Source organism: Mycobacterium sp. (assembly GCF_049673265.1).
Classification (GTDB): Bacteria; Actinomycetota; Actinomycetes; order Mycobacteriales; family Mycobacteriaceae; genus Mycobacterium.
In genome coordinates, this window is sequence record NZ_JBATXN010000056.1 from 1 (window position 1) to 12,908 (window position 12,908).

Annotated in this window: 12 protein-coding genes; 6 read left to right on the forward strand and 6 right to left on the reverse strand. The window is 64.6% G+C overall.

Going from position 1 to position 12,908, the window contains the following annotated elements; genetic code table 11:
• The first annotated feature begins 1 nt into the window (after position 1).
• Positions 2–2,191: an acyl-CoA dehydrogenase gene (locus WBF82_RS01940; protein ID WP_424381419.1), complete on the forward strand. Its 2,190-nt coding sequence runs from the start codon at positions 2–4 to the stop codon at positions 2,189–2,191.
• 11 nt (positions 2,192–2,202) lie between these two features.
• Positions 2,203–2,712, forward strand: a complete 510-nt coding sequence (locus WBF82_RS01945) for a DinB family protein (RefSeq protein ID WP_424381420.1) — start codon at positions 2,203–2,205, stop codon at positions 2,710–2,712.
• Positions 2,713–2,874: 162 nt separating this feature from the next.
• Here the strand turns inward: WBF82_RS01945 and WBF82_RS01950 are convergent, their stop codons facing one another.
• Positions 2,875–3,012 (reverse strand): hypothetical protein, encoded by a 138-nt coding sequence (locus WBF82_RS01950; protein ID WP_424381421.1) that lies wholly within the window; start codon positions 3,010–3,012, stop codon positions 2,875–2,877.
• On the opposite strand from WBF82_RS01950, the gene WBF82_RS01955 reads away from it, so the two are divergent.
• Positions 3,005–3,376 (forward strand): hypothetical protein, encoded by a 372-nt coding sequence (locus tag WBF82_RS01955; RefSeq protein WP_424381422.1) that lies wholly within the window; start codon positions 3,005–3,007, stop codon positions 3,374–3,376. The two genes, WBF82_RS01950 and WBF82_RS01955, sit on opposite strands and share 8 nt — an antisense overlap.
• 27 nt (positions 3,377–3,403) lie before the next feature.
• Here WBF82_RS01955 and fadD2 read toward each other — a convergent pair whose 3' ends face one another.
• Entirely contained in the window at positions 3,404–5,080 is a 1,677-nt protein-coding gene (gene fadD2 / locus WBF82_RS01960) for a long-chain-fatty-acid--CoA ligase FadD2 (protein ID WP_424381423.1), read from the reverse strand.
• 47 nt (positions 5,081–5,127) lie between these two features.
• On the opposite strand from fadD2, the gene WBF82_RS01965 reads away from it, so the two are divergent.
• Positions 5,128–6,381: a DNA polymerase domain-containing protein gene (locus WBF82_RS01965; RefSeq protein ID WP_424381424.1), complete on the forward strand. Its 1,254-nt coding sequence runs from the start codon at positions 5,128–5,130 to the stop codon at positions 6,379–6,381.
• Here WBF82_RS01965 and pstA read toward each other — a convergent pair.
• From pstA to WBF82_RS01985, 4 genes are all read right to left on the reverse strand, one after another.
• Positions 6,367–7,221, reverse strand: a complete 855-nt coding sequence (pstA, locus tag WBF82_RS01970; RefSeq protein WP_424381425.1) for a phosphate ABC transporter permease PstA — start codon at positions 7,219–7,221, stop codon at positions 6,367–6,369. The genes WBF82_RS01965 and pstA overlap by 15 nt on opposite strands.
• 1 nt (position 7,222) lies before the next feature.
• Positions 7,223–8,239 carry a phosphate ABC transporter permease subunit PstC gene (gene pstC / locus WBF82_RS01975; RefSeq protein WP_424381426.1) on the reverse strand — a complete coding sequence of 339 codons (1,017 nt, stop codon included), beginning with the start codon at positions 8,237–8,239 and terminating at the stop codon, positions 7,223–7,225.
• Positions 8,240–8,302: 63 nt separating this feature from the next.
• Positions 8,303–9,418, reverse strand: a complete 1,116-nt coding sequence (gene pstS / locus WBF82_RS01980) for a phosphate ABC transporter substrate-binding protein PstS (RefSeq protein WP_424381427.1) — start codon at positions 9,416–9,418, stop codon at positions 8,303–8,305.
• A gap of 4 nt (positions 9,419–9,422) precedes the next feature.
• A complete protein-coding gene (locus tag WBF82_RS01985) occupies positions 9,423–10,289 on the reverse strand; it encodes an ATP-binding cassette domain-containing protein (RefSeq protein ID WP_424381428.1) in 867 nt (288 codons plus the stop codon).
• A 193-nt stretch (positions 10,290–10,482) separates the two neighbouring features.
• Here WBF82_RS01985 and pstS (WBF82_RS01990) point away from each other — a divergent pair, with 193 nt between their 5' ends.
• Both pstS (WBF82_RS01990) and WBF82_RS01995 read left to right on the forward strand, forming a co-directional pair.
• Positions 10,483–11,574 carry a phosphate ABC transporter substrate-binding protein PstS gene (gene pstS / locus WBF82_RS01990; RefSeq protein ID WP_424381429.1) on the forward strand — a complete coding sequence of 364 codons (1,092 nt, stop codon included), beginning with the start codon at positions 10,483–10,485 and terminating at the stop codon, positions 11,572–11,574.
• Between the two features lie 18 nt (positions 11,575–11,592).
• The coding region (locus WBF82_RS01995; RefSeq protein WP_424381430.1) for a serine/threonine-protein kinase at positions 11,593–12,908 on the forward strand (1,316 nt) is incomplete at its 3' end.

The following is a 12,908-nucleotide window of genomic DNA, read 5'->3' on the forward strand; positions in this document are numbered from 1 at the left end:
GATAACTCCCGAGCATCAAGACCTGGCCGATTCGGTGCGATCCCTGGTGGCGCGAGTCGCGCCGTCGGAGGTGTTGCACGCCGCGCTGGAAACACCGATCGATAACCCACCCCCGTACTGGCGGGCCGCGGCCGAACAAGGCCTGCAGGGTGTGCATCTGGCCGAATCGGTTGGCGGCCAGGGTTTCGGCATCCTCGAGCTTGCCGTGGTGCTCGCCGAATTCGGCTACGGGGCGGTGCCCGGCCCGTTCGTGCCGTCGGCGATTGCCAGCGCGCTGATCTCCGCGCACGACCCCGACGCCAAGGTGCTCGCCGAGCTAGCGTCTGGCGCGGCTATCGCCGCCTACGCGAAAGACTGCTGCGCGATGACGGCGACCCGCCAGGGTGACGCGCTGGTGATCCGCGGTGAGGTCCGGGCAGTGCCCGCGGCGGGCGAGGCCTCGGTGCTGGTGTTGCCGGTGGCCATCGACAGCGCCGAAGAGTGGGTGGTGCTGCGCGCGGAGCAACTCGAAATCGAGCCGGTTACCAGCGTCGACCCGCTGCGGCCGATCGCGCACGTGCGCGCCAACGCCGTCGAGGTGAGTGACGATGCGGTGCTGAGGAACCTCAGCGTCGCAACCGCCTATGGGCTGATCTCCACGCTGCTGTCAGCCGAGGCCGTCGGCGTCGCGCGGTGGGCCACCGATACCGCGGCCGAGTACGCGAAGATCCGTGAACAGTTCGGCAGGCCGATCGGTCAGTTCCAGGCTGTCAAGCACAGGTGCGCCGAGATGATCGCCGACACGGAACGGGCCACCGCAGCCGTGTGGGATGCCGCCCGCGCGATCGACGAGGCCCGCCAAAATGGTTGGGACGCTGATGGTTCCGCGGTCGAATTCGCCACGGCAGTGGCGGCGACGTTGGCGCCGGCCGCCGCGCAGCGCTGCACGCAGGACTGCATCCAGGTCCACGACGGTATCGGCTACACCTGGGAACACGACACCAACGTCTACTACCGTCGCGCGCTGATGGTCGCCGCCTGCTTTGGCCGCAAATCCGAGTACCCGCAGCGGGTGGTCGACACGGCGACGAGCACGGGGATGCGCGAACTGAACATCGACCTGGACCCCGGAACCGAGAAACTGCGGGCCGACATTCGTGCGGAGGTCGCCACGCTGAAGGAGATGCCCCGCGAAGAACGCACCACTGCCATCGCCGAGGGCGGGTGGGTGCTGCCCCATCTGCCCAAGCCCTGGGGGCGGGCAGCCGATCCCGTCGAGCAGATCATCATCGCTCAGGAATTCACCGCCGGGCGGGTACGGCGCCCACCGATCGGCATCGCGGCTTGGATCGTGCCGTCAATCGTGGCCTTCGGCACCGACGAACAGAAGCAGCGTTTCCTACCGCCGACGTTTCGCGGCGAGATGATCTGGTGCCAGCTGTTCTCCGAGCCGGGTGCCGGATCCGACCTGGCCGGGCTGAGCACCAAGGCGACCAAGGTCGAGGGCGGCTGGCGGATCAGCGGACAGAAGATCTGGACCACCGCGGCGCAGTTCTCGCAGTGGGGCGCGCTGTTGGCCAGGACGGATCCGAGTGCGCCGAAGCACAACGGCATCACCTACTTCCTGCTGGACATGAGCAGCGAGGGCGTGGAAGTGAAACCGCTGCGCGAGCTCACCGGCGGCGCGATGTTCAACACCGTGTTCATCGACGACGTGTTCGTGCCCGACGAGTGCGTGCTCGGCGAGGTGGACCGCGGCTGGGAGGTCAGCCGCAACACGTTAACCGCCGAACGGGTTTCGATCGGCAGCAGCGAGGCGCCGTTCTTGGCGAACCTCGACCAGTTCGTCGAATTCATTCGCGACGGGCAGTTCGACCAGATCGCGCAAAACCGCGCTGGGCAATTGATCGCCGAGGGCCACGCCGCCAAGGTGCTCAACATGCGTTCGACGCTGTTGACGTTGGCCGGTGGCGACGCGATGCCGTCGGCGGCGATCTCCAAGCTGTTGTCGATGCGCACCGGGCAGGGCTATGCGGAGTTCGGGGTGGCCTCGTTCGGCACCGATGCCGCGATCGGCGACCCCGAGACGCCGCCCGGCAAGTGGGACGAGTACTTGCTGGCCAGCCGCGCCACCACCATCTACGGTGGCACCTCGGAGGTACAGCTCAACATCATCGCCGAGCGTCTGCTGGGCCTGCCGCGCGACCCGTAGGGCCGCGCGTCATGGCAGAAGCGCAGCGTCCCGACCGCCGCGAGCAAGCGGCAACCGACGAGCGCAGCACGCTGGAGTCATTCCTCGACGACTACCGAGACATCGTGGTGCGCAAGGTTTCTCATTTGGCCGACACCGATGCCCGCCGCAGGCTCGTCCCGTCGTCGACCACGGTAGGCGGGCTGATCAAGCACCTGCGTTGGGCGGAATACGGCTGGTTCGAACAGCTTTTGCAGGAGCAAAGCGACGACAACCGTCGTTCGCACGAACGCTCCTGGGAGTTCGAGTTCCTCCCCGAGGAGTCACTGCCAACCCTGGTGGCCGAATATGAAGCGCAATGCGAGAAGTCCCGCCGAATCGCAGCACGGTATCCGCTCGACCACGCGGTACCGCATCGTCACTTCGGCACCGTTTCGCTGCGCTGGATCTACGTACACATGATCGAGGAGACTGCCCGTCACACCGGACAACTCGACATCTTGCGCGAACAACTCGACGGCGCAACCGGATTCGACGGCTGAATCGCCCTGCGGTCGGCCGCGTTCGGCTAAGGTCCCTCGTAGGGGAGCGGACATTGGGGGAGACATGAGCAACATTCCAGTTCGGATGCTGGCTGTGGTCGCCGCGACGTCGGCGTGCTGCGGAATCGTCGCATGCGGCCATTCAAATCGGGCCACCACCAATCACACTGACACCACCTCGTCGATGTCCACCTCGACATCAACCTCCAGCGTGACCACGACACCCTCCACCACCACCACCACCACGACAACCACCACCGCCACCACGACAACGACGAGCACCACCCCATCGATGTCCATCGATTCGGTGGAAGTGACCACGGATCGCGGTGACGGCACCTTGACGAAAGTTGGTCAGGACACGTACCAGTTGGCTCCCAACGCGGCGCACCAACTCTTTCCGCCGCAGATGACGTTCGAGTGGACTTCGCACGGCCAGGGCAACCTCTCGTCCTCAACTAACTGCACTGTGGTCGCCAACGTCACCGGACCCGGCGGCTACGACCAGACCCGCCGCAGCAGCGATTGCAGCGGTAGGCCGAACAAAACCTTGGACGTCCTAACGCCCGGCACCTACACCGTCAACGTGTCGGTCACACCGCCCAACGGCGGGCAAGCGGTGACTGGAACGAAGACGTTCCAGTTGATTGAGGCAGGCCGATGATGCTGCGCCGGTGGTGCGATCGCCGGGCTAATCGACGTCGAGGTCGCGCAGTTCCCGTTTGAGAATCTTGCCGGTCGGGTTGCGCGGCAACTCGTCGAGGAAGACCACTTCCCGCGGCACCTTGTACTTGGCGAGTTGGTCCCGCACGTACTTCTTGACGGTGTCCTCGTCGAGGCTCGCGTTCTTCTTCTTCACCACGAAGGCGCGCAGCCGATGGCCCCACTCCTTGTCTTCCACACCGATCGCGGTGGCCTCTACCACATCTGGATGTCCACTGATGCAGTCCTCGACTTCGGCGGGGAAGACGTTCTCGCCGCCGGACACGATCATCTCGTCGTCGCGGCCACTGATGAAAAGCAGACCGTTCTCGTCGAAGTAGCCGACGTCACCGGAGGACAACAGGCCATCGACAATCTGCTTACCGCCGCCCCCGGTATAGCCCTCGAACGGGAACGTCGTCCCGACGAAGATCCGGCCAACCTCGCCCTGCGGCAACTCCTTGCCGTTGTCGTCGTAGATCTTGACCTTCACACCCTTGACGACGGGTCCCGCCGTCGAGGAGTTGAACTCCAGATGCTTGGGCTCGGCAATGGTGGCGAACGCGATCTCGGTTGAGCCGTACATGTTGTAGATGACGGGACCGAAGTCCTTCAGCGTCCGCTCGGCCACGTCGGCGCCCAGCGCCGAACCGGAAACGAAGATGATCCGCAGGCTCGACAGATCGGGCTTCTTGTCCATCTTTTCCAGCGCGTCGAGCATCCGCGACAGCATCACCGGCACCACCACGACCGCTGTCACCTTGTGCTTCTCGATGTCTTCCAGCACCTGCGGCGGCTTGAACTTGTTGTGCAGCACCAGCGTTGAGCCCAAGAACATCCCGATGGTGGCGTGCAGAAAACCCAGGGCGTGGAACATCGGCGCCGGCAGCGACGTCACCTCGTTGGCCTTGAACGGCACGTGCGACAAGATGCCGCCGATCGGCGCCAACGACGGCGGAGTACTGCGGTTTGCACCCTTGGGCGTGCCGGTGGTGCCGCTGGTCAGGATGATGATCGACGAGTGCTTGCTGGCCTTGGGAGCGGGCGACTTACTGTTGGCGGCGACCAGGTCGGCCAATGTCTCGTCGTCGCTGCCTGAGTCGTCGCCGTCCGGAGTAAAGCCTAGGGCGCGCAACTTGCCCAGCGGCGGGTCGGCTTTGCTGACGTCCTTGGTGTACTCGTCGTCGTAAATGATCAGCTTGGCGCCCTCGCGCTCGGAGACTTCCTTGATCTGCGGGCCGGAGAACGAGCTGTTGAGCAGGATGATGCGGGCCCCGACTCGCGCGCAGCCAAATTCCGCAACGGCAAACCAGCGGTGGTTGCGCGCCAGGATCGCTACCCCGTCGCCGCCGCGCACACCCTTGGCCAGCAGGCCGTGGGCCACCGCGTTGGCCGCCTCGTCGAGTTCCTGGTAGGTCAGCGAGCCCTCGTCGTCGATGATCGCCTCGCGGTTGGGCGTGCGCCGCGCGTTAAACGCGGGCAGCATGCCGATTTCCCCCCATTTTCGAATGTCGGCCGCCATCGCGGCATAGTTCAGCGGCGGCTCGAGGCGGAATGCCCCCGACTCGATGATCTTGCGGAGGTAATGCAGTTCAGCCACCCCGCGCTCGGCATACTGCTGAACCTTGGCCGCTGCTTGCCCCGGGATATCGAAGAGATTAGGCATAACGTCACCCTATGTGACGCGCGTCTCGGTTTTTCGGGGAAATTACGATGAACAACATGGCGTCTCCCGTCGCACTCGAAGTGGACGGGCGCCAGGTCGAGGTCACCCATCCAGACCGGGTGATATTCCCCGATCCCCGCCACACCAAACTGGATCTGATCCGCTACTACCTGGCCGTCGCCGACGGTGCGCTGCGAGGCGTGGCCGGACGTCCGATGATCCTGAAGCGTTTCGTCAAGGGCATCGAGCAGGAGGCGATCTTCCAGAAGCGCGCGCCCGCCAAGCGGCCCGACTGGGTGGACGTCGCCGAACTGCGCTACGCGTCGGGCACCTCGGCCGCCGAAGCCGTCGTGCATGACGCCGCCGGTTTGGTGTGGGCCATCAATCTGGGCTGCGTCGATCTCAACCCCCATCCGGTGCTCGCCGACGACCTTGACCATCCCGATGAGCTCCGAGTCGACCTGGACCCGATGCCCGGTGTCGGCTGGCAGCAAATCCTCGACACCGCGCTGGTGGCCCGTGAGGTGCTGGAGGACCACGGACTGACCGCATGGCCGAAGACGTCCGGTTCGCGTGGCTTTCACATCTACGCACGCATCGTGCCGGGCTGGTCTTTTCGGCAGGTGCGGCTGGCCGCCCAGACAGTGGCGCGGGAGGTGGAGCGACGCGCCCCCCGGCTGGCGACCAGCCGGTGGTGGAAGGAAGAACGCGAGGGCGTGTTCGTCGACTTCAACCAGAACGCCAAAGATCGCACGGTCGCATCGGCGTATTCGGTGCGGGCCACGCCGGATGCGCGGGTGTCGACGCCGCTGCATTGGGATGAGGTCGTCGGCTGCGACCCGGCCAGCTTCACCTTGGCGACGGTGCCCGAGCGGTTCGCCGACAGCGGTGACCCGTGGGCTCCGATGAACGACACCGCCGCCGGACTCGAGCGACTGCTCGCGCTGGCGGAGGAACTCGGGCCCGCAGAGAAGGCGCCGAAAGGGGCGCGCCGCGGCGCCGGCACCGGCCGCCGCCAGTCGGTGATGCCGCTCATCGAAATCGCCCGCACCAAAACCAAAGACGAGGCGATGGCCGCCCTGGACACCTGGCGCGAGCGCCACCCCGCCGTGGCGGATCGCCTGCAGCCGGCCGACGTACTGGTCGACGGCATGCGCGGGCCGAGTTCGATCTGGTACCGGATTCGGATCAACCTGCAGCACGTGCCCGAGGACCAACGGCCGCCCCAGGAGGAGTTGATCGCGGACTACAGCCCATGGCCCGCCCGCTGGGACGACCCTCCGAATTCACGCCGACTCTGAATGCCGCCGCGCGAACCAGGTGATCAGCCGGCCCAGGATGATCAACAGCAGCAAGAACACGATCAGCAAGAAGGCCGCGTCATAGGACAGGTCCAGGGCTGATTTCGACGGCAGGTTGTAGAACGTCCAGACCGGATACGTCAGGTAACCGACCGGAGAGTCCGTAAGTTTGCCGCTCGGAAGGGAGTCCGACCAGCCGGCGGTGTACAGCATCGGCGCTGTCTCACCGACCGCCAGTGCGAGCGCCACCAGCATGCCGGTGACGATTCCGGGTAGTGCCGTCTTCAGCACGATCTTGCGCAGCGTCCAGATGACCGGCAGCCCCAGCGCCGTTGCCGCTTCCCGGTATGCCGTCGGCACTTGACCGAGCGCCGACTCGGTGGCCTTGGCGATGTACGGGATACTCAAGACCGACAGCGTCAAGACTCCGGCCGCCAGCGAGAATCCCCAGTCGAAGTACACGACGAGCGCCAGGTAGCCCACGTATCCGAGCACGATTGACGGAATGCCGGACAGTACCTCGTAGGCCCCGCGCAGGATCGAACGCGTTCTGCCGGTAGCGAATTCGGACAGGTAGAGTCCGGCCAACACACTGACGGTGCCTCCCACCAGCATGACCCCCAGGCCGAGGACCAGGGTACCGACGATGGCGTTGCGAAGGCCGCCACCACCGCCGTGCGAGTCCTCGACCAGCACGCTCCAATGGAACACCGGCAGCGCGCGCCCGACGACCCCGATCAGCATCCACAACGTCGGTGCGATCACCATCGCCAGACAACAGAAGCATGCGGTCCACCACATCGCGTTGGCGGTTTTGCGCCGAGAGGTTGTCGACCACATTTCAGATGCCTCGACCGACAGGTAGCGCGGTAGCCGACGCGCGGCGCACCAGCGCGCGCGCGAACATATTCGTCACCAACGTGATCACCATCAGCACAAGACTTGCCTCGGCAAGGCTCTTCACCGCGAAGTTGGTGGAGTCGGTTAATGCTGAATCCAACTGCGACACAACCGTTGCGGCGATGGTGGTCATGGCCGAATAGACGTTGCCGGGCATCGCACCCAACTCCGCGCCGGAGACCATCGCAACGGCCATCGTCTCGCCCAGCGCACGTCCCAGTCCCAGCACGACGGCGCCGACGATGCCGCTGGACACCCACGGCAGGGTGACCCTGCGCGCACACTCCCAGTCGGACATGCCCAGCGCGATCGCACCCTCGCGAGGCAGCGACGGCACCTGCCGGATCAGATCGCGGCAGGTACTGGCGATGATCGGAATGATCATCACGGCCAGCACCAGGCCGGACACCAACATGCCCTGGCCGTTTCCGGTATCGCCGCGGAAATAATTGAGCACCGGGACATTCGGCGCATTACGAGCGATCACCGGAGCGACGTGGTGCGCGATATACGGCCCGAAAGTCATTGCCCCCCAGAGACCGACGACGACACTGGGGATCCCGGCAAGCAATTCGAGCACCATGCCGACAGCCGAGGCGGCGCGCTTGGGTAGCCGTTCCACGATCGCCAATGCTGCCCCGATAGACACCGGCACGGCGATGATCAATGCCATCGCGGAGCTCGCCAGCGTGCCGACGATCATCGGCAATGCGCCGTAATAGGCGCCAATCGGATGTGGGACGCCGTGGCTGACTTCGCTGTTGCCGTAAAGGTTTCCCGGGTTCCATTCGGTGCTGGTGAAGAAGTGCAGCCCATTAACTTTGATCGCCGGTAGCGCCTCGATGATCAGTGTGCTCAGCACGAACACCAACGCGAGAAGCGGGATCACCGCGCACATCCCACCAAGCCACCGCACGGCGAGGTCGCCGCGGCTCACACCACGGACGCGGTCCAACATGCGTGACAGCACTAGCGGGTCGTCCGGCACCCGCTGTCGGACGGCAAGCATAACCGCAACGAGTTAGCTTGTGATGTTGGCGATTTGGGCCTCGGATTGCTTCTCCACCGACGCCGGCAGCGGTTGGAAGTGAACTTTGTCCAGGAACGAGGGGCCGCTACCGTCGGTCAGTACCCAGTGCAGGAACGCCTGCAACGTTTGCGCGGTAGCGGCATCCTTTTGGCTGCCGTAGACCACGGCGTATTCGTAGTTGACGATCGGGTACCCATTTGCGGCGGGTCCATTGATCAGTGAGATCACTTGGTTTGCCGGGGTCTGCGAGGCGAAGCCGGCGGCCTCAGCCTGAATGCTTTGGGCATCCGGCAGCACGTACTTGCCGGAGGCATTGCCGAGCTCGGCCACGCCAAGCCCCTTCTGGCCGGCCTGATCGAGATAGCTGATGCCGATGTAGGCGACGCATCCCGGAGTCTGAGCGCAGCCAGTCACCATGCCACCGGCGCCGTTCTCACCGAGCGCGCCCGGCACCGCGGGGAAGTCGACGGTGGTCCCAAAACCTGGCGACTTACCCCAGCCGTCGGGGTCTTGTTTCGACAGGTATTGCGTGAACACGAAGGTATCGCCTGCGCCGTCGGAACGGTGTAGCGGAACAACCGGGATGGCCGGCAAATTCACTCCGGGGTTGAGCGCGGCGATCTGCGGGTCGTTCCAGGTTTTGATCGTGCCTTGATACATGGCCGCCAATACCTTGCCGTTCAGCTTGAGGTGCTCGCTCACACCGGGCACGTTGTAGTGGATCTCCTCGGCGGCAATGGCCAACGCGATGTTCATCAGACCCTTGTGTGCGGAAATCTGGCCTTCCGACAGGTAGGCGCCGGAGGCGCCGATGTCGACCGCCCTGGCAATTGCCTGGGAGATCCCGGCGCCCGACCCGGTGGCCGCCGTCGTGATCGTGACGTTCGGGTATTTCGCCTGGTAGGCCGGAACCCACTCATTCATCAGCGGGTACAGCTCGGTGGCCCCGGTCTCCGACAATGCGACCTTCGAGGTCGCGGGGGTGGTTGCGGCGCTGCCGCTGCTAGCCCCGGGGTGGGACGACCCACCTGTCGAGTTCGAACCGCAAGCCGCGGCGACCAAGACTAACGGCGCTGCAACGAGCAGGGTTCGCAGAGAGATCTTCATGCCCTCACTCACCTTTCTTTTCCTCGCTGGCGTCGGTGGCCCCAACGACCACCCCCAGAAGATGCCGGTCGCCAAACAATCCAGAGACATAACGGACGGTCTCCGCGTGCTTCGGCGAGAGAAACAGCTGTTCGGTGGGCCCGTCCTCCAGCAATCTGCCGTCAAAGAACAAGGCGGTCCGGTCGCCGATGCGGGCGGCCTGGGCAAGATCGTGGGTCACCAAGACGACGGTGAGCCGGTTGGCCAATGTTCGAATGAGCTCTTCGATTTTCTCGGTCGTGGTCGGGTCCAGCGATGAGGTGGGCTCGTCAAGCAGCAGGACCTCCGGGTTCACCGCGAGTGCGCGGGCCAGGCACAACAATTGCTGTTGACCACCCGAGAGCCGAAATGGCGAATCACCGAGCCGATCCTTAACCGCATCCCAGAGGCCGACCTCCGCGAGGCGCGTCTGCGCAACACTCTTAAAGTCCTTGCGGGACACCAGTTTATGCGCGCGCAAACCCGCAACGACGTTGTCTAAGATCGACATTGGGAATGGATTGGGCCGCTGGAACAGCATGCCGACCCTGCGGCGAAATTCCATCAGGTCTTGGCTTTTGAATATGCTACGTCCGCTCAATAGGACATCCCCGCTGTAGCGGTATCCGGACACCTTGTCGTTCATCCGATTCAGAGTGCGCAGGAAGGTCGTCTTACCGGAGCCGGTCGGTCCCAGCAAGGAAGTGACACTGCGAGCGGGAAAATCAAGGCTTACGTCATCGAGCACCGTTGTGGCGCCGAAACCCAGGGTGAGGTTCACCGCACGCAGCGCCGGAGCCGCGACATCAGCATCATCGGCACCGGTTTCGGCATCGAGCTGTGCACAGTCCATCAAACCCGATGCTACGTGGTGGCGCCACGCTCGCGGGTCAATGTCTGTAATCCTCCGTCCATCTTCAAACGTTTGTATATTCACGGTGTGTTTACGTTTGACTTGACCAGCGACGTGTCTATGTGAGGGAGTGGTTCCGCGGCCCGGCTCGACCCGGTGGCAGAGTTGTCGCCCTGATTTTTCGGAGGAGTCCGTGAAGTTCACCCGGTCCAGCGCCGCGCTGACCGTGCTGGTCATTTGCGCGCTGGTGTTGTCGGGTTGCAGCAGCCACGCCAACACGTCGTCGTCGCATGTGGACTGCGGCGGCAAGCAGAAGCTCAAGGCCAGTGGCGCAACCGCGCAAGAGAATGCGATGGAACAGTTCGTCTACGCCTATATCCATGCATGTCCCGGGTACACCCTCGACTACAACGCAAACGGCTCCGGCGCCGGAGTGAAGGACTTCCTCAGCAACGTCACCGATCTGGCGGGTTCCGGCGACCCGTTGAACCCATCGAAGGGTCAGCCCGAAAGGGCGGCATCGCGGTGCGGTTCGCCGGCGTGGGACCTACCGACAGTGTTTGAACCGATCGCAGTCACCTACAACGTCAACGGCGTGAGTTCGCTGAACCTGGACGGGCCCACGACCGCAAAGATCTTCAACGGCGGGATCACACAATGGGATGACCCCGCGATCAAGGCGCTCAACGCAGGCATCAACCTGCCGTCGACGCCCATTCACGTCATCTTCCGCAGCGACCAATCCGCTAACTCATCCAACTTCCAGAAATACCTCGATGCGGCATCCAACGGTGCATGGGGTAAGGGCTCCAGTCAGACGTTTCAAGGTGGTGTCGGCGACGGATTCGCCGGGGACAACGGTTCCTCGGGGGCTGTCCAGAACACCGACGGGTCGATCTCCTACAACGAGTGGTCGTTCGCAGTGGGCAAGCAGTTGAACATGGCCCAGATCATCACGTCAGCGGGTCCGGAGCCGGTGACGATCACGACCGACTCGGTCGGCAAAACGATTGCCGGGGCCAAGATTAAGGGGCAGGGCAACGACCTGGTGGTGGACACGTCCTCGTTCTACAAGCCGACGCAGTCCGGCGCTTACCCTATCGTGGAGGCGACCTATGAGGTCGTGTGCTCGAAGTATCCGGATTCGGCGACCGGCACGGCGGTAAAAGCGTTTATGCAGGCCGCAATTGGTCCGGGCCAAAACGGTTTAGACCAGTACGGCTCCATTCCGCTGCCGAGTTCATTCCAATCGAGACTGGCGGCGGCAGTGAATGCAATCTCTTAGCCGAAGGGAGCATCGACGGTGAGCCAGGGCAATCCGGGTTTGCAGGGAGGGTCGTGGTTCGGTCCCTACCGGCTGCTACGGCTGCTCGGCCGCGGGGGCATGGGCGAGGTCTACGAGGCCGAGGACACCCGCAAGCGGCGGGTAGTCGCGTTGAAGCTGATCTCGCCGCAATATTCCAGCGACCCGACGTTTCGCGCGCGAATGCAGCGCGAGGCCGACGCCGCGGGGCGGCTGACCGAGCCGCACGTGGTGCCGATCCACGATTATGGCGAGATCGACGGGAAGCTGTATGTGGAGATGCGCCTGGTCGACGGCGCACCCCTGCACGACATTTTGCGGCGCGATGGGCCGCTATCGCCGCCACGGGCGGCGGCGATCGTCCGGCAGATCGCCAGCGCGCTGGACGCCGCGCACGCCGCAGGCGTGACGCACCGCGATGTCAAACCGGAAAACATCCTGCTGACCGGCGAGGACTTCGCCTACCTAGTGGATTTCGGTATCGCCCGCGCCGCGGCCGACCCGGGACTGACCCAGACCGGGACGGCGATGGGAACCTACAAGTACATGGCGCCCGAGCGGTTCGCCGGCGATGACGTCACCTACCGCTCCGATATCTATTCGCTTGCCTGTGTGTTGTGCGAGTGCCTCACCGGGTCGCCGCCGTTTCGGAGCGACAGCATCGAACGGGCGATCGCGGCACATTTGACCGAGCCTCCCCCGCGGCCTAGTCAACTGCGACCTGGAACGGTTCCCGTGGCCTTGGATCAGGTGGTCGCCACAGGCATGGCCAAAAACCCTCTGGAGCGCTATCGCAGCGCCGGCGATCTGGCCAAGGCCGCCCTCGAGGCGTTGACCGTGCCCGATCAGCACCAGGCCGAAAGCATCCTGCGGCAAGGCGAGGACGCCGCCGGCGCCGCGACGATGGCGCGTCCGGTGCCGGCTGGCGCCGGTAGCGGCCAGTTCAGCCAACCCGGGATCCCATCGGGGTATGGCCCGCCGCCCCTTGCCCAGGGGCCCGACTTTGGCCATACCGCGCCCGGGCCACGCCGCAGTCGCAAGCTGTGGCTCGTCATCGCCGCTGCTGTGGTCGTACTGTTGGCCGTTGTCGGGTACCTCGTGTGGCCGCAGCATCACGCGGGGCCATCGTCGGACGCGTGCGGACAAAACGTGCTGCCGTTCAACGGCCTCGACTTTCGCTTGTCCCCGGGCGGGGTGGCCGTGGACAGCTCCGGCGCCGTCTACGTCGCCAGCGAGGCCATGTTCGGCCGGGTGGTGAAGTTGGCATCCGGGTCGAGCACCCCGTCGGTGCTGCCGTTCACCGGCCTCTACCAGCC